The sequence below is a fragment of the Microvirga sp. CF3062 genome (genome assembly GCF_036314045.1).
Taxonomy (GTDB): Bacteria; Pseudomonadota; Alphaproteobacteria; order Rhizobiales; family Beijerinckiaceae; genus Microvirga.
This window is the reverse complement of sequence record NZ_JAYGGN010000001.1, coordinates 382,708-405,441: the sequence shown is the minus strand read 5'-3', so window position 1 is coordinate 405,441 and position 22,734 is coordinate 382,708. Positions and strand designations below refer to the sequence as shown.

23 protein-coding genes and 1 tRNA gene are annotated in these 22,734 nt (G+C 64.0%); 13 read left to right on the top strand and 11 right to left on the bottom strand.

Annotated elements, in window-relative coordinates:
- The first annotated feature begins 52 nt into the window (after positions 1-52).
- Positions 53-754, top strand: coding sequence for an HAD family hydrolase (locus tag VB618_RS01945; protein ID WP_329794806.1), 702 nt, complete (start codon positions 53-55; stop codon positions 752-754).
- A gap of 69 nt (positions 755-823) precedes the next feature.
- Here VB618_RS01945 and VB618_RS01940 read toward each other — a convergent pair.
- Positions 824-898: transfer RNA gene (locus VB618_RS01940), tRNA-Val, on the bottom strand.
- A 245-nt stretch (positions 899-1,143) separates the two neighbouring features.
- On the opposite strand from VB618_RS01940, the gene VB618_RS01935 reads away from it, so the two are divergent.
- A complete protein-coding gene (locus VB618_RS01935) occupies positions 1,144-1,728 on the top strand; it encodes a L,D-transpeptidase (protein WP_329794805.1) in 585 nt (194 codons plus the stop codon).
- A 217-nt stretch (positions 1,729-1,945) separates the two neighbouring features.
- On the opposite strand, the gene VB618_RS01930 is transcribed toward VB618_RS01935, so the two are convergent.
- On the bottom strand, positions 1,946-2,314 hold the full coding sequence (locus VB618_RS01930; protein ID WP_329794804.1) for a DUF971 domain-containing protein: 369 nt from the start codon (positions 2,312-2,314) through the stop codon (positions 1,946-1,948).
- An 89-nt stretch (positions 2,315-2,403) separates the two neighbouring features.
- Here VB618_RS01930 and moaA point away from each other — a divergent pair, with 89 nt between their 5' ends.
- From moaA to VB618_RS01915, 3 genes are all read left to right on the top strand, one after another.
- The gene (gene moaA, locus VB618_RS01925) at positions 2,404-3,441 is read left to right on the top strand and encodes a GTP 3',8-cyclase MoaA (RefSeq protein WP_329794803.1); all 1,038 of its coding nucleotides are present in this window, start codon (positions 2,404-2,406) and stop codon (positions 3,439-3,441) included.
- Between the two features lie 109 nt (positions 3,442-3,550).
- A complete protein-coding gene (locus VB618_RS01920; RefSeq protein ID WP_329794802.1) occupies positions 3,551-4,342 on the top strand; it encodes a transporter substrate-binding domain-containing protein in 792 nt (263 codons plus the stop codon).
- 60 nt (positions 4,343-4,402) lie between these two features.
- A complete protein-coding gene (locus VB618_RS01915) occupies positions 4,403-5,269 on the top strand; it encodes an NAD(P)-dependent oxidoreductase (protein ID WP_329794801.1) in 867 nt (288 codons plus the stop codon).
- A gap of 64 nt (positions 5,270-5,333) precedes the next feature.
- On the opposite strand, the gene VB618_RS01910 is transcribed toward VB618_RS01915, so the two are convergent.
- The 5 genes from VB618_RS01910 to VB618_RS01890 all read right to left on the bottom strand — a co-directional run bounded on the left by VB618_RS01910 (position 5,334) and on the right by VB618_RS01890 (position 10,300).
- The gene (locus VB618_RS01910; protein ID WP_329794800.1) at positions 5,334-7,781 is read right to left on the bottom strand and encodes a caspase family protein; all 2,448 of its coding nucleotides are present in this window, start codon (positions 7,779-7,781) and stop codon (positions 5,334-5,336) included.
- 102 nt (positions 7,782-7,883) lie between these two features.
- The gene (locus tag VB618_RS01905) at positions 7,884-8,090 is read right to left on the bottom strand and encodes a hypothetical protein (RefSeq protein ID WP_329794799.1); all 207 of its coding nucleotides are present in this window, start codon (positions 8,088-8,090) and stop codon (positions 7,884-7,886) included.
- A gap of 10 nt (positions 8,091-8,100) precedes the next feature.
- Positions 8,101-8,892, bottom strand: coding sequence for an enoyl-CoA hydratase-related protein (locus VB618_RS01900; protein ID WP_329794798.1), 792 nt, complete (start codon positions 8,890-8,892; stop codon positions 8,101-8,103).
- Between the two features lie 99 nt (positions 8,893-8,991).
- Entirely contained in the window at positions 8,992-9,213 is a 222-nt protein-coding gene (locus VB618_RS01895) for a hypothetical protein (protein ID WP_329794797.1), read from the bottom strand.
- Between the two features lie 463 nt (positions 9,214-9,676).
- The gene (locus VB618_RS01890; RefSeq protein ID WP_329794796.1) at positions 9,677-10,300 is read right to left on the bottom strand and encodes a uracil-DNA glycosylase family protein; all 624 of its coding nucleotides are present in this window, start codon (positions 10,298-10,300) and stop codon (positions 9,677-9,679) included.
- Positions 10,301-10,391: 91 nt separating this feature from the next.
- On the opposite strand from VB618_RS01890, the gene VB618_RS01885 reads away from it, so the two are divergent.
- Complete coding sequence (locus VB618_RS01885; protein WP_329794795.1) at positions 10,392-10,973, top strand: LysE family translocator; 582 nt, start codon at positions 10,392-10,394, stop codon at positions 10,971-10,973.
- A 2-nt stretch (positions 10,974-10,975) separates the two neighbouring features.
- Here VB618_RS01885 and VB618_RS01880 read toward each other — a convergent pair whose 3' ends face one another.
- Both VB618_RS01880 and cobT read right to left on the bottom strand, forming a co-directional pair.
- Positions 10,976-11,488 (bottom strand): thermonuclease family protein, encoded by a 513-nt coding sequence (locus VB618_RS01880; RefSeq protein WP_329794794.1) that lies wholly within the window; start codon positions 11,486-11,488, stop codon positions 10,976-10,978.
- The gene (gene cobT / locus VB618_RS01875) at positions 11,485-12,510 is read right to left on the bottom strand and encodes a nicotinate-nucleotide--dimethylbenzimidazole phosphoribosyltransferase (protein ID WP_329794793.1); all 1,026 of its coding nucleotides are present in this window, start codon (positions 12,508-12,510) and stop codon (positions 11,485-11,487) included. The genes VB618_RS01880 and cobT overlap by 4 nt, the downstream gene beginning before the upstream one ends.
- A 77-nt stretch (positions 12,511-12,587) precedes the next feature.
- On the opposite strand from cobT, the gene cobS reads away from it, so the two are divergent.
- The 3 genes from cobS to VB618_RS01860 are packed head-to-tail and all read left to right on the top strand — an operon-like array spanning position 12,588 to position 14,359.
- Positions 12,588-13,424 carry an adenosylcobinamide-GDP ribazoletransferase gene (gene cobS, locus VB618_RS01870; RefSeq protein WP_329794792.1) on the top strand — a complete coding sequence of 279 codons (837 nt, stop codon included), beginning with the start codon at positions 12,588-12,590 and terminating at the stop codon, positions 13,422-13,424.
- Positions 13,425-13,439: 15 nt separating this feature from the next.
- Positions 13,440-13,655 (top strand): DUF1289 domain-containing protein, encoded by a 216-nt coding sequence (locus tag VB618_RS01865; protein ID WP_329794791.1) that lies wholly within the window; start codon positions 13,440-13,442, stop codon positions 13,653-13,655.
- Complete coding sequence (locus tag VB618_RS01860; RefSeq protein ID WP_329794790.1) at positions 13,655-14,359, top strand: retropepsin-like aspartic protease family protein; 705 nt, start codon at positions 13,655-13,657, stop codon at positions 14,357-14,359. The genes VB618_RS01865 and VB618_RS01860 overlap by 1 nt, the downstream gene beginning before the upstream one ends.
- Positions 14,360-14,509: 150 nt before the next feature.
- Here the strand turns inward: VB618_RS01860 and dusA are convergent, their stop codons facing one another.
- On the bottom strand, positions 14,510-15,514 hold the full coding sequence (gene dusA / locus VB618_RS01855; protein ID WP_329794789.1) for a tRNA dihydrouridine(20/20a) synthase DusA: 1,005 nt from the start codon (positions 15,512-15,514) through the stop codon (positions 14,510-14,512).
- 289 nt (positions 15,515-15,803) lie between these two features.
- Here dusA and hydA point away from each other — a divergent pair, with 289 nt between their 5' ends.
- The 4 genes from hydA (at position 15,804) to VB618_RS01835 (ending at position 20,972) form a co-directional block, all read left to right on the top strand.
- The gene (gene hydA, locus VB618_RS01850; RefSeq protein ID WP_329794788.1) at positions 15,804-17,267 is read left to right on the top strand and encodes a dihydropyrimidinase; all 1,464 of its coding nucleotides are present in this window, start codon (positions 15,804-15,806) and stop codon (positions 17,265-17,267) included.
- 165 nt (positions 17,268-17,432) lie between these two features.
- Complete coding sequence (locus VB618_RS01845) at positions 17,433-18,788, top strand: amidohydrolase family protein (protein ID WP_329794787.1); 1,356 nt, start codon at positions 17,433-17,435, stop codon at positions 18,786-18,788.
- Between the two features lie 7 nt (positions 18,789-18,795).
- A complete protein-coding gene (locus tag VB618_RS01840; RefSeq protein ID WP_329794786.1) occupies positions 18,796-19,464 on the top strand; it encodes an aspartate/glutamate racemase family protein in 669 nt (222 codons plus the stop codon).
- Between the two features lie 56 nt (positions 19,465-19,520).
- Positions 19,521-20,972, top strand: coding sequence for an amidohydrolase family protein (locus tag VB618_RS01835; protein ID WP_329794785.1), 1,452 nt, complete (start codon positions 19,521-19,523; stop codon positions 20,970-20,972).
- Positions 20,973-21,086: 114 nt separating this feature from the next.
- On the opposite strand, the gene VB618_RS01830 is transcribed toward VB618_RS01835, so the two are convergent.
- Positions 21,087-22,724: an amidohydrolase gene (locus VB618_RS01830; protein ID WP_329794784.1), complete on the bottom strand. Its 1,638-nt coding sequence runs from the start codon at positions 22,722-22,724 to the stop codon at positions 21,087-21,089.
- Positions 22,725-22,734 lie beyond the last annotated feature (10 nt).

Sequence of the window (22,734 nt, the reverse complement as noted above, 5' to 3'; positions counted from 1 at the left end):
CCTTATCATCCCCATGCTTGATTCCCTTGCCCGCAGCAGGTAGCCGACCTTCATGGCCATTGATATCCCACACAATGTCTCGCCCATCGCCGTCTTCGATCTTGATGGAACCCTGGCCGACACGGCCGGCGACCTCGTCGGAACCCTGAACGTGATCCTCGACCGCGAGGGGCTGGCCCCCCTGCCCGTCAGGAAGGCGCGCGACATGATCGGCGCGGGCGCCCGCGCGTTGATCCAGCGCGGCTTCGAAGCGGCCGGCAAGGAGCTGACGCCCGATCATCTCGATGAGCTGTTCCGGCAGTTCATGGTCCATTACGGGGAGAACATCTGCGTCCGGACCCGGCTCTATCCCGGCGTGGCCGAGGCGCTCGGCCGGCTGGAGGAGGCAGGGTTCATCCTGGCGGTCTGCACCAACAAGGTCGAGGAGCACTCGATCAAGCTGCTGAAGGAACTCGGAATCGGCCATCGTTTCGCGGCCAATTGCGGCCGTGACACCTTCCGCTACTTCAAGCCGGACCCGCGCCACCTGACCCTGACCATCGAGCGGGCGGGTGGCCATTCGAGCAAGGCCGTCATGATCGGGGATTCACGCACGGACATCGTGACGGCGAAGAATGCCGGCATTCCGGTCGTTGCCGTGCCATTCGGCTACACGGATGTCCCGGTGCGGGAGCTTGGGCCGGATCTCGTTATCAAGCATTTCGACGAGCTGTTTCCCGCTATCCAGCGCCTGATGAGGCCGCTCGCGGCCTGACATGCGAAAGGTACCGTTCCTGCGCTCCTGGCGCACACGGAAATGTGAAGCTTGTCTGTCAGGAAGGAATGGTGGGCGCGACAGGGATTGAACCTGTGACCCTTCGCGTGTGAAGCGAATGCTCTCCCGCTGAGCTACGCGCCCTGACAAGGGCCTTCTAAAGGCGCAGAACCCTCTGCGTCAAGCCAAAGAAGCGGCTCATGGCCGAAGTATTTACTGCGTTGATTGTGGCAGCTTGACCTTAACCTTCTGGTTAGGACGTGGCGAAATCGTGACTGGACGGTACTAGGATTTTATAGCGAAAGCCTGATACTCCATGGATCCGAAGCGGGGCTGTTGCGTTGAGATAGCACGAACCTGCCACCAAACATGTTCAAACAGAGGCAATTATGGGACGCACTCGCGCTGCTCTCACTGGGTTTGCTTGCGCCTTCGTCGCGCTCGCGACGCCGGCTGCGGCATTTACGGCTATCGATCCTCTCACCCGCCAGCCGCTCTACAGCGTTGAAGAGACGTACCGTGCGCAGGCTTCCGCAGTTCCGCGCCAGATCGTTTCCTTCAGCGGCCGCTATGCCCCCGGCACGATCGTTGTCTCCACCAGCGAGCGCCGTCTGTGGTACGTGCTCGGCAACGGCCAGGCCGTCCAATATGGCGTCGGTGTGGGCCGTCCGGGCTTCACCTGGGCTGGCACCCATTCCGTCACCATGAAGCGCGAATGGCCGGACTGGCGCCCGCCGGCGGCCATGCTCCACCGCCGTCCCGACCTGCCCCGCTACATGAAGGGCGGCCCGGACAATCCGCTCGGCGCCCGTGCGATGTATATCGGCAGCACCATCTACCGGATCCACGGTTCGAACGAGCCGGAGACCATTGGCGAGGCGGTCTCCTCAGGCTGCATCCGGATGACCAACGAGGATGTCACCGATCTCTACAACCGCGCCAAGGTCGGCGCGCGGGTCGTGGTTCTTCGGTAAGAGTTCACATTCATCACGTCATGGCCGGCCTCGTGCCGGCCATTGTCATTTCTGGAATGCTCCACTGTCATTCTGGGGCCGCGCAGCGGAGCCCGGAATCCATAATCGCTGACGGTGCAGGATGGGGCTAAGCGCTGCTCATCCTCTCTTGAGCCGTCGTGTTTATGGTTTCCGGGCTCGCCTTCGGCGCCCCGGAATGACAGTGCGGGATCTTCTTTTACCGCACTCGATCCCGCGACAATCCCTTAGCGGCCATTTCGTCCAGATAAGCCTGCCACTTCTCCCCCTGCTCCGCTCCGAGCCGGTAGAGATAATCCCAGCCATAAATCCCGGTGTCGTGCATGTCGTCGAAGACCAGCTTCACGGCATAATTGCCCACCGGCTCCACGCCGAGGATGGCGACCTCGCGCTTGCCCGGCACGGTCTTCCGCTCGGCGGGGCTGTGACCCTGCACCTCGGCCGAGGGGCTGGTCACCCGCAGGTACTCGGCCGGCAGGTCGAAAGCCGCGCCGTCGTCGAAGGCGACATGCAGGCTGCGCTTGTCCTTTGACAGGCGAAGTTCCGTCGGCCAGCGCTCGGATGCCATGATCTCACCCTTTTCCCGGTTGCAATTGACGCTACGTGCTTGATGATGCGGATTGAAGCAAGATTCCTGTGAGCGAGAGCGTTTTTACCATGAGAGCCTCCCCGGCTCAGTTTGAGACATCCAAGGCTTGTCAGTCTCTGATGGACCCCTTTGGCCGGGCCATCACGTATCTGCGCGTCTCGGTGACGGACCGCTGCGACTTCCGCTGCGTCTATTGCATGTCCGAGGACATGGCTTTCCTGCCCAAGCGCGACCTGCTGACCCTCGAGGAGCTCGACCGCATCTGCTCGGCCTTCGTGGCCAAGGGCGTGCGCAAGCTGCGGATCACCGGCGGCGAACCCCTGGTGCGCCGGGACATCATGACCCTGTTCGGCTCCCTGTCCCGCCATCTGGACTCGGGCGCGCTCGACGAGCTCACCGTCACCACCAACGGCTCGCAGCTCGCCCGGCACGCGAAGGATCTCGCCGCCTGCGGCGTCAAGCGCATCAACGTCTCTCTCGACACCCTGGACCCGGACAAGTTCCGCGCCATTACTCGCTGGGGCGATCTCACCAAGGTGATGCACGGGCTCGATGCCGCTCAAGGAGCGGGGCTGCAGGTCAAGATCAACGCCGTCGCACTCAAGGGCGTGAACGAGGACGAGCTGGAAACCCTCCTCGAATGGGCGCATGGCCGCGGCATGGACCTGACGCTGATCGAGGTGATGCCGTTGGGCGAGATCGACGGCCAGCGCATCGACCAGTTCCTCCCTCTCTCCATGGTTCGCGCCCGCCTCTCGGCCCGCTACACGCTGCAGGATCTCGATGACCGCACCGGCGGCCCGGCACGCTATGTGCGGGTGAAGGAGACCAGTGGGCGGCTCGGCTTCATCACGCCGATGACCCACAATTTCTGCGAAAGCTGCAACCGGGTGCGGGTGACCTGCACCGGCCAGCTCTTCATGTGCTTGGGACAAGAAGATGCCGCCGACCTTAGGGCACCGGTGCGCGCCTCCAAGAGCAACGATCTGCTCGACCAAGTCATCGTGGATGCCATCGCCCGAAAGCCCAAGGGGCACGACTTCATCATCGACCGGCGCCATTCCCGCCCCGCGCTCAGCCGCCACATGAGCGTCACGGGCGGATAAGCCGATTTTTACTTTCATAAGGAAGTACTGGGACAGCCTGTCATTTGACTGTTCAGTATTTTCAAGTGATATCGAGCTCAACCATTTGGGCTGGGCTGCCGTGAGCGTAATGAAGTTTGGACGAAGACTGGCAATTGCTGCCGGGCTGCTGCTCGGGCTGGGCATGAGCCCATGCCTGTCGCAGGCACAAGCTCCCGCGCCGCAGCCCGTGATCCGAGTTGCCGTGGAGGGCGCCTATCCGCCCTTCAACTTCATCGATGCCAGCAACGAGCTGCAGGGCTTCGAGGTCGATCTGCTCAAGAGCCTCTGCGAGGCCATGCAGGCCCGGTGCGAACTCGTCCAGCACCCCTGGGACGGCATCATCAAGGGCCTGCTGAACCGGGAATACGATGCCATCATGTCGTCGCTCGAGATCACGGAGCGCCGGCAGAAGAGGATCGCCTTTTCCGACCCTTACTACCGGATCCCGGCGGTGTTCATCGCCTCGAAGGAAGCAGCTCCGGGCGAGGTGACGCCCTTGACGATGGCGGGCAAGAAGATCGGCACCATCGAGCGCACCGACCACGAGGCCTATCTCAAAACCTTCTACAAGGAATCCGAGATCGTTCTCTACGCCAAGGCGGAAGAGGCCAATCTCGACCTTCTGGTGGGGCGCATCGACGCCGTCTTTGCAGACGAGCTGCTCCTGTCGAAGTTCCTCGCGACCCGGGAGGGAGGCTGCTGCCACATTCTCGGCGATGCGCCGGCGGAGCCTGCCTATAAGCGCGAGGCCTACGGCATCGGCCTGCGTCAGGAGGACGAGGCGTTGCGCGAGCAGCTCAACCGCGCCATCGCGCAGGTAAAGGCCGACGGCACCTACGACCGCATCCGGGCCAAATATTTTTCCTTCGATATCAAGTAGTGCCGTTTGACCCTGGCGCCCTCTCTTCCTAGAACCGGAGGAGCATTCAGGGAGCGGACGATGGCGAAGGTTGCATTCCTCGGACTTGGCGTGATGGGCTATCCCATGGCGCGACACCTCAAGGACAAGGGCCACGAGGTGACGGTCTACAACCGCACCGGCGCCAAGGCGGACAAGTGGGTGTCGGAGAACGGCGGACGCGCCGCCAAGACCCCGCGCGAGGCGGCCGAGGGCCAGGAGATCGTCTTCGCCTGCGTCGGCAACGACGACGACCTGCGCCAAGTGACGCTCGGCCCCGATGGCGCTTTCCAAGGCATGGGCACAGGCACCATCTTCGTCGACCACACCACCGCCTCGGCGGAGGTGGCGCGCGAGCTCTACGCCGCTGCCAAGGAGGAGGGCTTCGCCTTCATCGACGCCCCGGTCTCCGGCGGACAGGCCGGCGCGGAGAACGGCATCCTCACCGTGATGTGCGGCGGCGACATTGATGCCTACGGGACGGCCGAGCCGGTGATCATGAGCTTTGCCCGTGCCTGCCGGCTTCTCGGCCCCACCGGCTCCGGCCAGCTTACCAAGATGATCAACCAGATCTGCATCGCCGGCCTCGTGCAGGGGCTCGCCGAGGGCATCCATTTCGGCAAGAAGGCCGGCCTCGACATCGAGGCGGTGCTCGAGGTGATCTCGAAGGGCGCCGCCGGCTCCTGGCAGATGGAGAACCGCGGCAAGACCATGAACCAGGGCAAGTTCGACTTCGGCTTCGCGGTCGACTGGATGCGCAAGGACCTGTCCATCGTGCTGGGCGAGGCGCGCAAGAATGGCGCCAGCCTGCCGGTCACAGCCATCGTCGACCAGTTCTATGCGGAGATCCAGAAAATGGGCGGCAACCGCTGGGACACGTCGAGCCTGATCGCCCGGCTGGACAAGTAAGTCCAAATCCACCCTTCCTAAGCAAAACGCCGGAGCTTTCGGGCTCCGGCGGTTTATCATGACTTCAGCGCTCCTGCGGACAGGGCCGTCCCGGCTGGCAGCGTCGGGCTCGGCCGTCGTCAACCTGCCGCCTTGGTGGCCCATCGAAGGATGGCCGGTCGCGGGACGGCCTTTCCATGTCCCGCCCGGGACGGGGCTGATCGAAGGCTCTTGGCGGCTCGCGCATAGCCCGCTCGGCCCGCGCAGGGGCCTCCATGCGGGGCATGGGCCTTGCCTGGAACGCGGGCATGTCCGGCCTTTCGACACGACGCGATGCAGGACGTTCCTCGAAGATCGGGCGGGCACGCCTTTCGCCTCGGTCGATCTCACGAGGCGCGACGTCACGGGATGGTCGATCCGGGCGCAGCTCCTCGCGCAGCGCAGGACGCTGTGGGCGGGCGGGTCTCTCGTCCCGGTCCGACCGCTCGATGAATGCAGGCCGGTCGATGCGCCGACGAGGACCCTCATCATCGTCACGGCGGGGACGGCGATCCTCGATCTGCGGCAGGCCGATGACTGGCGCCCGCTCGGCCCTCTCCGGATCAGGCCTCCTGTCCTGTTGGTTGCGCGGATCCCGGCGCTCGGGCTCTCGTCCGGCCCTGTCCCGATCCGGACGCTCGATCTCGATCCGAGGCCGGTCCGGCCTGGGCTGGCGCGGCAGGATCTCATCCGCATCGAGCCTCGGATCGCGCGGGCGCGCCGCGCCGCGAACCGGAGCCTCAGGCTGGATCTCGTCCTGATCACGCTCGCGCCTGTCAGGACGCTGACCCCTCGGCCTGTCGGGACGCTCCCCCGGCTCTGCGGTTTCGGGCCTGATCGAGCGCGGACGCTCCTGGTCCTCGCCAATCAGCGGGATCCGGCGCGAGGGGAGACGGTCCGGCCGCATGCGCGGACGCTCGCCGGGACGAACATCCCTGCCCTCGCGAGGGCCTCGCGGATTGACTGAAACAGGGATCGGCTCGAGGGGCGCGGCCAAGCCAGGCTGCCTCGGCACGCGAGGCTGCTCGTCGCGCAGGTTGCGGCGCGGCCCCGGGGGGCGCTCATCGGCGCGATCGAAGACATACGGAGCCCGCACGGGAATGGCGACCGGCCCCCTGGGGGTCCTAGGAGCGATCGGCTGGTAGAAGGAGCGAGGCGGGCGCGCCCAATACGGCACGGGCATTGAAATCGGAATCGGCAGGATGCCGGCCATGATCGGCGGCGGCGGGGGCTCGCGGATGATGGTGATGAAATCCTCATCATCCTCGTCCCATCGCGGCAGGAGATAGGCCGGCAGACGCGGCACCGGCACTTCGCGGATGATGGTCACCACCTCGACGACCTCGATCCGCTCCATCTCTGGCAGCAGCGGAGGCAGGTCGTCGTAGATCACCTCCTCGAACACAGCCGGCGGAGAATAGGACGCGGAGAGACGCGTGAGCCTGCGCCGGCAATCCGCTGCGTGCGGGCCCCTCGGATAAGCTCGAAGATACGTCCAGTAGGCCTCGCGCGTGTTGCGCGCGACGGTCCGGCGCCAGACGACGGCCTCGCGGCGGGCGGCCACAAGGGCCTTCACCCGGCGGGAGAGGCGATGATCGGGGTGGCGGCGCAGGAAGGTTTGATAATCCTGGATCGTGTCGCGCTCGACCGCGATGGCATAGGCCTCCTCGGCCGGCACCTCCTCGATGCGGCGCACCTCGCGCACCAGCGGTGCGGCGGCGGTTTCCGCCGGCTCGAAGAACACGAAGGAGGCATTGCCGAGATTGGCCGCGTGCCAGGGGATCTGCAGGCCGTTGGTGGTCTCGTGCGTCCGCAGGCGGGTACGGGCGAAAACCTCGTCCAGGGACAGGCCCGGCTGGCGGATCATCTCGGCCAGCGCAGTGGCATAAGTGCCGTAGGGACCCGGCCCGTCCGTGGCGACGATGTTGGGCGCGGACGAGAAAGCCATCAGGAAACCGGAGGGCGGCTCGATCAGGGCCAAACCCCTGGCGATAGGCTCGCCCGTCGAACTGAGCGAGAACTCACGGGCCATGTCGGCCACCACCACCTTTACCCGGACCGGGCTCTGCTCGAGGGAACGGACGAGGTCGGAGAGGCGGAACCCCTCGATGGCGATGTCCGCATCACGCTGGATGCGGGCATCGACGGGCAGCAGATAATTGTCGCCTTCGAGCTGAACCCCGTGCCCGGCCAGATAGACCATGACCGTGGAGCCGGGCTCCAGATTTTCGACCTTGTCGAGAAAGTCGCGGACGAGGCTGCGCAGATCGTTGGCGTTGAGATCGCGGCCCTGGACGACCTCGAACCCGGCGCTGGTCAGGGTCTGGGCGATCAGGCCCGCATCGTTCGCGGCGGTGGCAAGCGTGCGCCCCTCATAGGCGCCCTGCCCGACCACGAGAGCCAGCCGATCCTGAGCCAAGGCGGATGAGGCCTGGCCGAGGACGGCCGTCAGCGCGAAGGCCGTAAAAACGATAGCACGTTTCAGGGAAAACACGGTTCATGCCCCTCTTCGACCCGCTTCTGCGGGATGGTGCCGAGAGAATAAGGCCAAGGCAGTTGAATGCACCGTGAACAAAACGGGACGATCGGCGGAGGGTCAGCGCCGCGTCATCGTGAGATAGACCACAAACGCTCCGATGGCGACCGCGAGGCCCATGAGCGCCATCTGCCGGGCCTCGCCAGTGAGAGCCGCATCCCGGTACATCTGCGAGAGCCGCCCGGCGCGCTCGGGATCCTGCGACACGAACAGGCCGATCACGATGCTCAACGTTGCGAGGCCTATGATCCAGTAGGTGGGGCGCATGATTCGTTCCTCAGCGTCCCTGGAAGCGCGGTGCACGCTTTTCGCGGAAGGCCGCAACGCCCTCCATGAAGTCGTCGCTCGATCCCGCCTCGCTCTGCAGCTTCGCCTCGAGCTTGAGCTGCGCTTCCAGATCGTTCGAGAGGCTCTGCGCCACCGCCTGCTTCGTGAGGCGGTAGGAGAGTCCCGGCCCGGCTGCGAGCTTGGACGCGAAGGCCGCCACATCGACCGCGAAGGAGGCGTCCTCGAACACCTTGTAGACGAGGCCCATGCGCTGTGCCTCCTCGGCCGGAACGGATTCGGCACTGAGCATGAGGGCAAGCGCAAGCTTCGGGCCGATAAGGCGCGGCAGGATCCACGTGCCGCCGGCATCGGGAATCAGGCCGATCTTGGCGAAGGCCTCCTGCAGATAAGCCGAGCGGGCCGCCACGACGATGTCGCAGGCGAGCGCAATGTTCATGGAAGCCCCGACGGCCGGGCCGTTGAGGGCGGCGATGACGGGCTTCAGGTAATTGGAAAGCCTCAGGATCAGCGGGTTGTAGTCCCGCTCAAGGGCCGGTCCGAGGTCGAGGCGCCCCTGCTCATCGCGCTTGAGATCGACTGTCAGGTCCTGGCCTGACGAGAAGGCTCGTCCTTCCCCGGTCAGCACCACCACGCGAACGTTGTCGTCAGCCTCGCACTGATCGAGCACGTCGCGCAGCTCTGCATGCATCACGGCGTTGAACGCGTTCATCTTGTCGGGTCGCGCGAGGGTGATCGTCGCGACCGGTCCGTCGACGGTGCAGCGCAGGGTCGTCGGGCTCATGCTGTCAAAGCTCCTTATCGTCGAGCTCGAACATAGAGCATCGGACCCAAAAGTGGACACCACTTTTGAGACCCACGCCGGTTCAGGTTGTGGAGTGGTTTAGAAAGCAGATGACTGCAGGGCCTCGGACCGAGCCGTCAGGTCGCTCTCCAGGGCTGCACGGCTGTAGGTCTCCCCGGTTCTCCTGATCTCGTAGCGAGGCTCTTCGCCACCTGATGGAAGCAGCTTGGTGATGACGAAGTCTCCGGTCCATGAGGGACTCATGAGGCGTTTGCCCGTGAAGGTCACATGCTGGCCACGGGCATAAAGATAATCGGACAAGGAGGGTCTCCTTCAGACAGAGGATGGTACCAGGCGGGATGCCGCGGAAGGCGGAGAGGCCCTTACTGCCTGAACAAGGGAGTTTGCTCGTTCCTATGCCACGCCCTGCGTGGCAGATTCATCCAGGGAACAAGATTGAGGTCTGCAGGATCGTTCACGTGGGAGAAGTCGATCAGACCGCAAGCCTCCGACTCCCGAATTGCCCCGATGGGCGATGCAACCTGGCTGAGCTCATCCTCACCGGCCGCGCAATCATTGGGATGGAGCGTCGCGTGGACGAGGCGTCCGTCGAAGCCATGGGCGCTTTGATAATGAGGAACATATGTCATGAAATTACCTGATCTCCATCAAGTAAACACTTCGCAAGACTTATCGTTCCAAATGTTGTTTGGGATAAGCTTATTCTTCTTTACAAGCCCGATGTATATTCAGGCCCTTTTATTGAACTTTATTAGCTGCCGATTTAAAGCAATTCACGAACTTCGCCCCGCAGCGTCGGCAGCAGTTCGGCCTCGAACCATGGGCTCTTCTTGAGCCAGCCATTGTTGCGCCAAGAGGGATGCGGCAGAGGCAGGATGCGCGGCCTCTGCTGATGACTCAGGATGTCGCGCCAGCGCCTCACCGTCTCGGTGAGGCCGTCCTTGAAATTCCTGCCTAAGTGCCAGGCCTGAGAATACTGGCCGATCAGCAGAACGAGATCGAGATTGGGCAGGGCTTGAAACAGGGGCTGGCGCCAGGCTTCGGCACATTCCCGGCGCGGCCCGAGATCGCCGCCCTTCGCGTCCTGTCCCGGGAAGCAGGAGCCCATCGGCACGATGGCGACCTTGGAAGCATCGTAGAAGGTAGCTTCATCGAGCCCAAGCCAGGAGCGCAGCCTAGAGCCGGAACGGTCCGCGAAGGGTATTCCGCTGGCATGGGCCCGCGTACCCGGCGCCTGGCTGGCGATGCACAGGCGCGCGGTGGCACTCCCCTGGATGATCGGGCGCGGCTCATGGGGCAAGGCCATACCGTAGCGCGGCGCATCGCGGCAGATCCGGCAGGCCCGCAATTGCATCGCCAGATCGTCGAAATTCGGTTGGGGATTCATCCTCATCAGATAGGGATTCGGTGGGCCTATATCGAGACCGTTTTTGAGGCGTATCAAGGCGAGTTTCACGGGAAGCGCCTAGAAGCAGCCCATGATCGACCTCCTCACCTTCGTGCCGGCCGTGGCCGCCATCTTGGCAACACCAGGCCCTACCAATACGCTGCTTGCCAGTTCAGGCGTGCAGGCTGGCTTCCGGCGCTCGCTGCCGCTGGTGCCGGCGGAGCTGTGCGGCTACGCGCTAGCAATCGCTGGTTGGGGCCTCTTTCTCGAGCCGGTCTCGGCCGCCCTGCCCTGGCTGAAGCCAGCCCTCCGGCTCGCCTGTGCGGCCTATCTGGTGGTGATCGCCTGGGGTTTATGGTCGAGGGCGGGAAGCGCGCTGAGCGGCTCGGGCTTCGGCACGCGCCGGGTCTTCGCGGCGACTCTCCTGAACCCGAAGGCGCTTCTCTTTGCGGCCGTGATCTTTCCCGAGGCAGCCTTCCAGACCTCAACCGCCTTCTTTCAAACGATGAGCGTCTTCGCGGCGGTGATTGTGCCCATCGCGCTGGGCTGGATTGGCTTCGGGTCAGCCCTGTCGAAGCCGGGCTTCTTCATCCGCCCGCAGATCATCCAGCGCGGCGCGGCCCTGGTCCTGCTCACCTTCTCGGTCTCGCTCGGAGCTGCAGCCCTCGGCTGAGATCAGCCACCTGCCACTTTTCCCCGGCGCCAATCCTGCGGACGCTCAAAGTCTCCCTCCCAGAGCCCCACTCCGCGCTCCTGAGCGCGGGCCTCCTCGGCATCGTAGTCGCGCCCATAGGAGACCGCCCAGCCGCTTTCCACCATATGCGTGCCGATGTCCTTTCCACCAACCGTGCAGCGGGCGAGGATGCGCTGATAGCGGTCGCGTCCAGCCGCGCGGCAGCGGGCCGTCTCGCCGGACACGAGTTCGATCAGAGCTCTCCGAGCCGTCTCGCCGCAGGCATAGGAGCGACCGGAGCGCGAGCAGCGCTGCTCCATCTCGGGCGCGTCGATTCCTTTCAGGCGAATGCGCGCCTCGCCGATGCGGATCGTGTCGCCGTCGGTGACCTGGGCCCGGCCTTCGAGCGTGCGGTCATTGGGTTTCAGCACGACTACGGCCCCGCCGGCGAGCGCCAGCGCGGCAATCAAGGAGGTGATGCCGCTCGGCCCGGAGCGGCGACGGAATCGTCTCACGACAGGCGCTCGGACACTCCGGCCTGTCCGAAGGTCGCCATGTCGCGATGGACCGCGGCGGCCGCCTTCACGAGGCCGGCCGCCAGCGCCGCGCCAGATCCCTCACCGAGCCGCATGCCCAGCGCCAGAAGCGGGATCTTGCCGAGGCGGGCGAGCACGTCCTGATGCGCGCCTTCGGCACTCAGATGACCGGCGATGCAGTGATCGATGGTCGAGGGATGGATGGCGTGGAGAATGGCTGCGGCGGCGGTCGCCACATAGCCGTCGAGCACCACCGGGATGCGCTGCAAGCGCGCCGCGAGAATGGCACCCGCCATAGCGGCGATCTCGCGTCCACCGACGCGGCGCAGTGCTTCCAGCGGGTCCTTCAGATTGTCGCCGTGATGGGCGATGGCCGCCTCGACGGCCGCGACCTTGCGCTGGAGACCTTCATCATCCACGCCCGTGCCGCGCCCGACCCAGTGTTCAGCCGGTCCGCCATAGAGCGCCGTGTAGATCGTCGCCGCAATGGTGGTGTTGCCGATGCCCATCTCGCCGATGGCGAGAAGATCGGTGCCGCCGGCAATCGCCTCCATGCCGAACGCCATGGTGGCGACGCAGGATTTCTCGTCCATGGCGTCGGCCTCGGTGATGTCGCCGGTCGGCATGTCGATGGCGAGATCGAAGACCTTAAAGCCAAGGCCATAGGCAGCGCATATCTGGTTGATCGCCGCTCCGCCCGCAGCAAAGTTCTCCAGCATCTGGCGGTTCACGTCCGAGGGGAAAGCCGACACGCCCTTGGCGGTCACCCCGTGGCTGGCAGCGAACACGCAGACGAGCGGGCGGTCGACGCTGGGCGTGGGCTTGGCCTGCCAGGCGGCAAGCCATTCGGCGATCCGTTCCAGGCGCCCCAGGCTGCCGGCGGGCTTGGTGAGCTGGCGGTCGCGCATCCGCACCGCCTCGACGGCGGCCTCGTCCGGACCCGGCATGGTCGTGATCAGGCGGCGGATATCGTCGAAAGGTGAGGACACGGCATCAGACATGGAGGGCTCCAGCCCATGGGGCATTGCAGAACGCGAAGAGGCGTGACCTATAACGGCCCATGCACGCGGGGTGAAGCATGTCGGAGCAAATTGAACCGGGTGAGGCGGTGCCCATGAACGCATGGCAGGCGGCTGCAACCGACCTAGCCCATTGCGTTCGCTTCTATTCCAGGCTTCCGGTGCCAGCCCTGCCTTGGGAGCAGGACGCCCATGCGCTGCCGAGCTTTCCGCGCCTGGTGCGGATGATTCCCGTGGCGGGCCTCCTGCTCGGCCTCCTGCCGGCGGCTGTGTTCGGCTTCGCCCTCCTGCTCGATCTCGGCCCCTGGCTGGCCGCCATCCTGTCGGTGGCCGCCATGGTGGTGACCACCGGCGCGCTCCACGAGGACGGCCTTGCGGACACCGCCGACAGCTGCGGCGCCACGACCATCGAGAGGCGCCTGGAGATAATGCGCGACAGCCGGATCGGCTCCTTCGGCGCCTCAGCCCTGTTCCTCGCACTTGCATTGCGGATTGCAGCCCTAGCTGCCCTGAGCTCGCGCCTGGATGGCGGAGCCGTGATCGCGACGATCCTCATCACAGCCTCCCTCTCTCGCACAGCGGGCCTGATGCCCCTAGTGTTCCTGCCGCCGGCTCGGCGGGACGGCATGTCCCAGGCCGTCGGGCAACCGGCGCGGGAGACGTTCTGGTTCGCGGCGGGAATCGCCGTCGTCCTTGCTGTTGTGCTGGGTGTGCTTGCCGACCTGCCGTTTGCAGGAATTGTCCTGATGCTGGTGCTCTCAGGCCTCTCGGGCCTCGCCCTCACCCGCTTCGCGAAGCGTCATCTCGGCGGTCAGACGGGGGATATCGCGGGGGCCGCGCAGCAGGCGGCGGAGATCGCCGCGCTGATCGGCCTCTTGACCGTTCTTCCGGCGTAACAACATGAAAGAAAGATGACCCGAGTTTCCAGCCCCTGCATCCGCGTCTGCACCCTCGATTCCGAGACGGGCCTCTGCGAAGGCTGCGGCCGCACGCGCGAGGAGATCACCCGCTGGTATCGGATTACCGAAGAGGAGCGGCAGCTGATTATGGCAGAGCTGCCGGAGCGCATGCGCCAAGCCTTCGCTATCGAATCCCCCTTCGCGGCCGAACCGGGCAAGGCCAATTGATGCCGGGCATTCGCGGAGCGGGCCTGCTTCTTCTGATCGGCGCCCTTCTGGTGGGGCTCTTCGCCGAGCACTCCATCGGCGAGTTCTCCACCATGGAAGCCGCAGGCCTGCTGGGCTTGGGCGGCCTCTCCCTCCTCATGGCGGCCTCCATCGTGGAGGGATTTGCGCGGCACTGGACCTACGGGGTGCAATCCATTGCCGTGAGCGGCGGCGTTCTCATCGCGCTCCTCGTCACCTATGCGTCCCGCGATGAGTTGCAGACCGTGATTGACCGCGCCATCGGCGACATTGCCGTCGGACGCACCGTCACGACGCCCGAGGGCGAAGTAGTGGCGGCACGACGAATGGACGGGAGCTTCATGGTGCAGGGCGAGGTGAACGGCCGCGAGACCCGCTTCATCTTCGACACGGGAGCTAGCACCGTGGTCCTGCGGGCGGAAAACGCCGCAGCTTTGGGCTTCAACCCGGAGACGCTGAATTATTCGGTCCCCGTCTCGACCGCCAACGGCGCAGCTTTGGCCGCGCCCGTGGTCATCCAGAGTCTGACCGTCGGGTCGATCACCGAGCGCAACGTCCGCGCCCTCATCGCCCGCACGGGCGTGCTCTACGCCAACCTGCTCGGCATGAGCTTTCTCGAGCGGCTTGGGTCGTACGAGGTGCGGGGGAACAGGTTGATTTTGCGGGGCAAGGAGAGCGGTGGCTAAAAAACCTCGTCATCCCGGACGAAGCGCAGAGGAGATCCGGGATCGGGTGCAGGATAGAGCGCTCACTTCCTCCTTCAGGGAGGGGTGAAGGGGAGCCATACTTGCCTTGCGATCCCGGATCGGCTTTGCCGTCCGGGATGACACCCGGAATTACTCCGCCGCGCTGAGCCGCGCCTCAAGCGCCGCCGTCTCACGCGACACATGGGCCACCGCATCCCTCAGCGTCTGCAGGTTCGCTCCCGGTTTCACCGCTTCTGTCGCTAGATGACGACGGAAGGCCCGCGCGCCGGGGCGGCCGGTGAAGAGGCCGAGCATGTGGCGGGTGATGTTGTGCAGGCGCTCGCCCTTGGCGAGCTGCTCCGCGATATAGGGCTCGTAGGCCTCAACCGCCTCGAACCCATCAGCCACGGGGGCCGCTTCACCATAAAGCTCAAAATCCACGGCGAGCAGGATCTCGGGCTCGTGATAAGCCACGCGGCCGAGCATCACGCCGTCCACATGCTTCAGATGCTCGTGCACCTCAGCCATCGTCTTGATGCCGCCGTTGATGGCAATCGACAGATCGGGGCGAGCCTGCTTCAGGCGATAGACTCTTGCGTAGTCGAGGGGCGGAATGTCCCGGTTCTCCTTCGGCGACAGCCCCTGCAGCCACGCCTTGCGGGCATGCACCGTCAGCTCGTCGCAGCCCGCGGCCATCATGCAGTCGGTGAGGCGGTTCAAGGCCTCCTCCGTGTCCTGATCGTCGACCCCGATTCGGCACTTCACCGTTACCGGCAGGGAGACGGCGGCCTTCATGGCCGCCACGCACTCGCCCACAAGCACCGGCTCCTGCATCAGGCAGGCGCCAAAGCGGCCGTTCTGCACCCGGTCGGAGGGGCAGCCTACATTGAGGTTGATCTCGTCATAGCCGAACTCCGCACAGATCCGGGCGGCCTCAGCCAAATCCTTCGGATCCGAACCGCCAAGCTGCACCGCCACCGGATGCTCGACCTCGCTGAACCCGAGCAGCCGCTCCCGCGGCCCGTGAATGACCGCCCCCGTGGTGACCATCTCCGTATACAGCCGCGCCCGGCGCGACAGGACGCGATGGAACGCCCGGCAATGCCGGTCGGTCCAGTCCATCATGGGGGCCACGGTGAAGAATTTCTGGGTCATTCTCAGCAAAAAGCGAGGTTAGAGATTTGAGAGCGGCCCTTTCATATGGGGATGGCAGCCTCAAGGCAAATAGACGGCAGCATTGTCACAGCAATGCTCCTATCAATTCTGGCGCTTCGAAACAGAGTTGCCGGTACATTCGGATCATCGCCATAGGAATGCCCTCACGGGCAAAGGATCTGCTCTCACGCACCGTCTGCTCCCCTTGCTGAGGCTTCTCTCATCTGCATACAGTGTGAGCGGCAAAGCGGATGAGCCAACCCGCCGCCCTGAAACACCGGGGGAAATAGTGGTCGAGTACGATTTGGTGATCAAAGGTGGCCGCGTTGCGACCACCGAGGGTGTCTCGACCATGGATGTGGCCGTGCAAGACGGCGTGATCACGGCGCTCGGCCGAAACCTTCCACAAGCCCACCACACCATCGATGCAGCCGAGAAGCTCGTTCTCCCTGGCGGCGTGGATGCTCATTGCCATATCGAGCAGCTCTCGGGCGGCGGGCTGATGAACGCCGATACTTTCGAGACAGCCACTCGCTCTGCTGCTTTCGGCGGCACGACGACCGTCATCTCCTTCGCAGCCCAGCACCGGGGCGACAGCTTGCGCAATGTGGTCGAGAACTACGCGCGCCTTGCTGCTGACGGCGCAGTGACCGACTACGCTTTCCATCTCTGGATTTCCGATCCGACGCCGGAGACCCTGGAGCGCGACCTGCCGGAGTTGATCGAGAGCGGACATCGGTCGATCAAGATCTTCATGACCTATGATCGGGTCCGCCTTCTCGACGAGCAGGTTCTAGACGTGATGATGGTGGCCCGCAAGCATGGCGCCCTGGTCTGCGCCCATGCGGAAAACCACGGGATGATCAAGTGGATGGCCGACAGGCTCGTGTCACGCGGCTATGTCGAGCCCAAGTTCCACGGCATCAGTCATCCACGCGTTTGCGAGATAGAAGCGTTCGAGCGCCTCATCCGCTTTTCCCAACTCCTGGATCAGCCGATCATGCTGTTCCATGTGTCGACTGCCGAAGGTGCAGCGGCCATTCGGCGCGCGCGAGGCGAAGGCATCAAGGTGTTTGCCGAAACCTGCCCTCAATACCTCTTCCTGACGGCGCAGGATCTGGACCGTCCCGGCATCGAGGGCGCCAAGTGGATGTGCAGCCCGCCTCCCCGCACGGTAGCGGATCAGGAAGCCCTGTGGCGTGCGCTCGAACTCGGCGATCTTCAAGTCGTCTCCTCCGATCACGCGCCATACAGGTTCGATGAAAGCGGCAAGCTCTCGGCAGGCCCGAATGCGGATTTCAAGCAGATTGCAAACGGCCTCCCAGGGCTTGAGACCCGATTGCCGCTTCTGTTCGACGCCATGGTGAGCCAAGGGAGGTCAAGCCTGGAAAAGTTCGTCGAGCTGACGGCGACGGCCCCGGCGAAGATTTACGGCCTTCATCCGCGCAAGGGCGCCATCGCAGTCGGTGCCGACGCGGATATCGCGATTTGGAATCCTGATCGTGAAGTCGCGTTCACTGACGACGGGCTGCATGACAATGTCGGCTACAATCCTTTTGCCGGACGTAAGGTTCGGGGTTGGCCCGAACTCGTTTTGCGCCGGGGCGATGTAATCGTGGCCGACGGAGAGCTGCGAGCCCAGCCCGGATCGGGGCAGCTGCAACTGCGTGGCAGCTCCGCCTCAATGCGCCCGACCGGAAGGCTCAGCCCTGAATTCGATCCGGCCGTCAATTTCGGCGCACACTTGCTGTGAGTTCCCGCTCCCAGATCTCATCGGCCGAAAGGCCTCTCATCCCTCCTCATATTTGCACCGGTTCGGCACATCATGACTGACAGAGTAACGGTTGTTCGAAAAGCCGCTTGGGCGGTCGCCTGGGATGAGGGCTCTGCTCGGCATGTCTATAGGCAGGATGTCGATGTGGCCTTCTCTAAGGCCGGTATTCTGTCCATCGGTCCGTCCTATGTGGGACAGGCAGACGAGGAGATTGCCGGCGGAGGCATCATGGTGATGCCCGGCATGGTGAACATCCACTGCCATTCAGGGGATGAGCCCATTGCCAAGGGTCTCTTCGAGGATGTTGGAACCGCAGCTCTTTGGGGCAACGCCCTCTACGAATATTCGGCTCTCATTGATGCGGATGAGGATGCGAAGGCCGCGTGCCAGACAGTGATGCTGGGCGATCTGATGCGAAGCGGCGTGACAACGCACCTCGATATCGCATCGCCCCACGCCAAATGGCTCTCTCTGGCTGTAGATAGCGGGATGCGGGCCTATCTCGCTCCCGGTTTCCGCGAAGCGCAATGGCGCATGGCCGGCAGCCATCGCCTCGATTTCGAATGGAACAGGGCGCGAGGGCGGGAGCGCTACGCCGAAGCACTGGCTTTCATGGACGAGGCCCGGGCGCATCCCAGCGGCCGCATCGATGGCGTAATCGCGCCGTCGCAGATCGAGACCTGCTCGGAGGAGCTGATCGTCGATGCGGTGTCGGAAGCGCGTCGTCGCGGCATGCGGATCACCATCCATGCGGCACAAACCATGGCGGAGCATGAGGAACTGCTTCGGCGCACGGGCGAAACGGCGCCCGCCATGCTGGAGCGTCTCGGCGTCCTTGGGCCGGATCTCATCCTAGGGCATTGCATCTTTCTCGATCACCATTCCTGGACGCGGCAGCGCAATCGTGACGATCTCGCCCGGCTTGCCCGAAGCGGCACGTCGGTTGCCCATTGTCCCGTCACTTTCGCGCGCAGTGGCATGACGCTTGAAAGTCTTGGCGCCTATCAACGCGCAGGCGTCAATGTCGGGATCGGCACCGACAGCTATCCTTTCAACATGCTGGAGGAATTGCGCGAGGCTCTGATCTGTTCGCGAGTTGCCGGGCGCAGCGTCTTCGATCTGGATACGGGTGGCTTGTTTTCAGCCGCGACGATCGGCGGAGCAAAAGCTCTTGGCCGCAGCGATCTTGGGCGGCTGGCTGCGGGCGCCAAAGCGGATCTGGCCCTTGTGGATCTGAGTCATCCGGCCATGCAGCCGGTTCATGATCCACTGCGCAATCTGATCCACTGCGCGGCCGAGCGCGCCATCCGCGACGTCTATGTGGACGGCCAGGCTGTCGTGAAAAACCACCGCATCGCCAATCTGGATTACGAGGGAGCGGTTCGCGAATTGCAGGATGCCCAGAAGCGGGCCTGCCGGCGGGCTGAAGAGGCTGATCCACAGGGGCGCCCTCTGTCTATCTTGGCTCCCTATTCTCTGCCACTCGCGGCTCAAGGGTAAGACGATCATGGGATCCTCGGTCTATGTGATCAACCCAAACTCCTCGGACATTGTCACGGCAGCCATCGACAAGGCCGTCGCACCGCTGAGGAGTGCTGATGGCCCGGAAATCGTCTGCTTGTCCCTGGCCGAGGGTCCGCTAGGGATCCAGTCTCAAAGGGACGTGGACGGCGTCATCATGCCCATGCTGCGCAAGGCGTCCGAATTGGAAGAGAACGCAGGCGCCTTCGTGATCGCATGCTTCTCCGATCCGGGTCTCCATGCCCTGCGAGAACAGAGCCGGCAGCGCGTTTTCGGAATTGCCGAATGCGGTGTCCTGACGGCGCTCACTCTCGGGCAGCGTTTCGGCGTCATTGCGATCCTGCCGACCTCTGTTCCAAGGCATCTCCGCTATTTCGGCGCAATGGGTGTCATGGAGCGCTTTGCGGCCGACTTGCCGATCGGGCTAGGCGTTGCGGAACTCTCGGATGAGGCACGAACGCTCGGCCGCATGGTTGAGGTTGGCCGCACGCTGAAATCTGCCCATGGGGCCGACGTCCTCGTCATGGGATGTGCCGGCATGGCTCGTTATCGGGCTGCTCTGGAGGACGCTGTCGGGATCCCGGTCGTCGAACCGACCCAGGCAGCCGTTGCCATGGCGGTGGGCCACGTCCGCCTCCGGCAAGCCGCCTCCTGAATGCAATCGCGTCGTTCTGCACATCCCCTCGCCTTATTGAATGTACGGAGCCTGAAATGACTTCTGTTGTCGCCAAGACGACCCTTTTTCGGAACTGCGACTGGATCGTCGCCTGGGACGAGGTTGCCCGATCCCATGTCTATCTCCGCAACGCGGATTTCGTGATCCAAGGCGCGGACATCGTGCATGTTGGGGGCGGTTATTCCGGCCCTGTCGATGCTGAGGTCGACGCCGGCCGGATGATGATCATCCCGGGATTCGTGGATATCCACAGTCATCCCGGCCATGAGCCCGGCTGGAAAGGCATGCTGGAGGAATTGGGCAGCCCGCGTCTCGGGCAGAGCTCGCTCTACGAGTTCATGCCGGTCTTCCAGATCGGCCCGGAATACACGCGTCCGGCGTTGCGTGTCGCCACATCGGAACTCTTGAAGAGCGGCGTCACCACCATCTGCGATCTCGGCAGGCCGCGCGACACCTGGGCCGACGAATATGCGGAAACGGGCATCCGTGCCGTCCTCTGGGGAATGTTCCGCTCTGGCCCCTGGAAAACCACCAATGGCCACTCGGTCGAGTACAACCTCGATCCAGCGACCGGCGACCGGTTGCTGCGTGAGGCGATCGAAATTGCCGATACGGCCTCGAAGCATCCAAGCGGGCGCATCACTGGCTACATCGGCCCTGCGCAGATCGACACCTGCACCGAGGGCCAGATCCGCGATGCACTGGATGCTGCACGTGAACGGAACCAGCCGATTCAGATTCACGCAGCCCAGAGCATCGTGGAGTTCCAGGAGATCATGCGTCGCTACGGCTGCACGCTGATCGAATGGCTGGACAAGATCGGAGCTCTCGGCCCGGATACCATCATCGGCCACTGCATCTTCCTGAACGACCATCCCTGGCTGCATTGGCCTCACGCCAACGATTTCGAGCTCCTGCGCGACAGCGGGGCTCAGGTCGCACATTGCCCCGTGGTCTTCGCCCGGCGCGGCATCGCCCTGAATACCCTGAGCCGTTACGTGAAGGCGGGCATCCGCGTCGGCATCGGCACGGACAGCTTCCCTCACAACATGCTCGATGAACTTCGCATGGCCTGTTATGCGGGCCGCATCATCGCGGGAAGCTTCACGGCATCGACCACGAGGGATGCTTTCATGGCCGCGACAGCGGTTGGCGCCGACATGATCCGCCGCCCGGATCTGGGACGCCTTGCTCCCGGGTGCAAAGCGGATTTCTCGGTCGTCGACATGAGCGATCCCTACATGCAGCCCGACTACGAACCCATTCGCAGCCTCGTCTACTCGGCCAACGACAGAGCCATCAAGGACGTCTATGTCGACGGCCGGCAGGTTGTTCGCGACGGAGAGGTGCTGGACTTCGACATCAGCGAGGACATCGAGATGCTGCGCCGGGGCCAGGCCGAAGCGATTGCGGCGGCACCCCAGCGAGATTGGGCAGGCCGTACCCTGGAGGAGCTGAGCCCGCGCGTCTTCCCTATACGCGCTTGATGGAAGGTCAGGATCTGCCCGTCGTCACGCACCAGGTCCACGAAACACGAAAGGCCCCGAGATCCCTCGGGGCCTTTCGTGTTGTCACGATAATTCTTCCCGAGCCCGCACCTATCAGCGAGCCGTCTCCCCATGACGGTCGAACACGACCTTGCCCCCACGGATCGTAAGATCACAGCGGGTGTCGTGAAGGATTTCCTCGGGGGAAGCCGTCAGAAGGTCGCGGGAGAACACCGCCACATCCGCCGCGAGTCCGGGAACGAGGCGGCCCGATTCGTGCTCGGCCTTGTTCACGTAAGCGCCGAACTCCGTAAAGGCGGTGATGGCCTGCTCGATGGATACCACCTCCCTGGCATCCATGACGGTGCCATGGGAGGTCTTGCGGGTGAGCATCGAGAAGAAGTTCGGGAAGGGATTGATGTCGCAGACGGGAGCGTCGCTGCCGGCAGCAGGCTTGAAGCCGAGATCGATCCAAGTCTTGAGCGGATAGGATGGCTTTGCCCGCTCTTCTCCCACGACGGAAACGTACAGATCTCCGAAGTCATAGATGAACACGGGCTGCGGCACCGGTTGAACACCCAGGCGCTTCATGCGGGCATTCTGGTCGGCTCGTGCATAGCCCGCGTGCTCGATCCTGTGACGGCGATCAGGGTCCGGCATTGCTTCGAGAGCGCGCTCAAAGGCATTCAGGGTCTGTTCGATGGCCGCATCGCCGATGGCATGAACGGCAAGCTGATAGCCTTTCGCGTGGTAGTCATGCACAAGGTCGTTCATCTCGTTGTCGTGCAGGAGCATCAGGCCGGTGGTCTTCGGCTCTCCGACATAAGGCTCGCTCATGGCAGCTGTCCGGCCGCCTGCGCTGCCATCCGTAAAGATCTTCACTGGCCCCACACGCAGCATGGAATCGCCTACGCCCGTCACCACGCCGTCCGCATAGGCCTGCTCCACGATGCCTCCCGGCCCGCCGAGAAGGCATTGGGTCGTCCGCACGGGCAGACGCCCGAGACGCTGGGCCGTGCGATAGGCCGCGACCTCACGGTAGCCCGCCCTCATGCCGACACCGGCATCCATCACGCTGGTAATGCCGTAGGACAAGCACGCCCGGCCGGCATCGTCGATGGCCTGAACGAGTTCCTGATCCGTCGGCTCCGGCAGCACCGCCTTCAGACGGTCCCGTCCCGTCTCCGCCAGCAGGCCCGTCAAGCGCCCATCCCGCTGCTCGATGGCGCCACCCTGAGGAACAGGGGTCGACTCGTTGATTCCTGCAAGCTCGAGCGCCTTGGAGTTGCAGATCGTCACGTGACCGCAGGCTCTCACGATGGCAACGGGATGATCGGGCGCGACCGCGTCGAGTTCCTCACGAAGGGGGTGGCGCCGGACATCAAGCTCGAACTGATCGTATCCGCGTCCCTGAATCCACTGCCCCGGGGGCGTGACCGATGCACGCTGGCGAACCCTTTCGAGCAATGCCGCGAGAGTAGGCGCAGAAGCATGGCGCACATCCACGTGCCCCATGATCACGCCATAAGGGAGAAGATGCATGTGCGAGTCGCACAGCCCTGGCGTTGCAAGACGTCCGGCAAGATCGATGACACGGGTCTTCGGGCCGATGAGGGACTCCATGTCGGAATCCGATCCCGCCGCTAAGACCTGCCCGGCCCAAAGAGCGATAGCCTTGGTCACCTGTTCGGAAAACCCTCGAAAGATGCGGCCGTTCAAGAGGACAATGTCGGCTTTTGGGAGGACTGGCATGAACGACTCG

Coding starts and splice junctions, on each gene's coding strand:
- VB618_RS01945 (WP_329794806.1), top strand. CDS start 53: ATGGCCATTGATATCCCACACAATGTCTCGCCCATCGCCGTCTTCGAT.
- VB618_RS01935 (WP_329794805.1), top strand. CDS start 1,144: ATGGGACGCACTCGCGCTGCTCTCACTGGGTTTGCTTGCGCCTTCGTC.
- VB618_RS01930 (WP_329794804.1), bottom strand. CDS start 2,314: ATGGCATCCGAGCGCTGGCCGACGGAACTTCGCCTGTCAAAGGACAAG.
- moaA (WP_329794803.1), top strand. CDS start 2,404: ATGAGAGCCTCCCCGGCTCAGTTTGAGACATCCAAGGCTTGTCAGTCT.
- VB618_RS01920 (WP_329794802.1), top strand. CDS start 3,551: ATGAAGTTTGGACGAAGACTGGCAATTGCTGCCGGGCTGCTGCTCGGG.
- VB618_RS01915 (WP_329794801.1), top strand. CDS start 4,403: ATGGCGAAGGTTGCATTCCTCGGACTTGGCGTGATGGGCTATCCCATG.
- VB618_RS01905 (WP_329794799.1), bottom strand. CDS start 8,090: ATGCGCCCCACCTACTGGATCATAGGCCTCGCAACGTTGAGCATCGTG.
- VB618_RS01900 (WP_329794798.1), bottom strand. CDS start 8,892: ATGAGCCCGACGACCCTGCGCTGCACCGTCGACGGACCGGTCGCGACG.
- VB618_RS01890 (WP_329794796.1), bottom strand. CDS start 10,300: ATGAATCCCCAACCGAATTTCGACGATCTGGCGATGCAATTGCGGGCC.
- VB618_RS01885 (WP_329794795.1), top strand. CDS start 10,392: ATGATCGACCTCCTCACCTTCGTGCCGGCCGTGGCCGCCATCTTGGCA.
- cobT (WP_329794793.1), bottom strand. CDS start 12,510: ATGTCTGATGCCGTGTCCTCACCTTTCGACGATATCCGCCGCCTGATC.
- cobS (WP_329794792.1), top strand. CDS start 12,588: ATGTCGGAGCAAATTGAACCGGGTGAGGCGGTGCCCATGAACGCATGG.
- VB618_RS01865 (WP_329794791.1), top strand. CDS start 13,440: ATGACCCGAGTTTCCAGCCCCTGCATCCGCGTCTGCACCCTCGATTCC.
- VB618_RS01860 (WP_329794790.1), top strand. CDS start 13,655: ATGCCGGGCATTCGCGGAGCGGGCCTGCTTCTTCTGATCGGCGCCCTT.
- dusA (WP_329794789.1), bottom strand. CDS start 15,514: ATGACCCAGAAATTCTTCACCGTGGCCCCCATGATGGACTGGACCGAC.
- VB618_RS01840 (WP_329794786.1), top strand. CDS start 18,796: ATGGGATCCTCGGTCTATGTGATCAACCCAAACTCCTCGGACATTGTC.
- VB618_RS01835 (WP_329794785.1), top strand. CDS start 19,521: ATGACTTCTGTTGTCGCCAAGACGACCCTTTTTCGGAACTGCGACTGG.
- VB618_RS01830 (WP_329794784.1), bottom strand. CDS start 22,724: ATGCCAGTCCTCCCAAAAGCCGACATTGTCCTCTTGAACGGCCGCATC.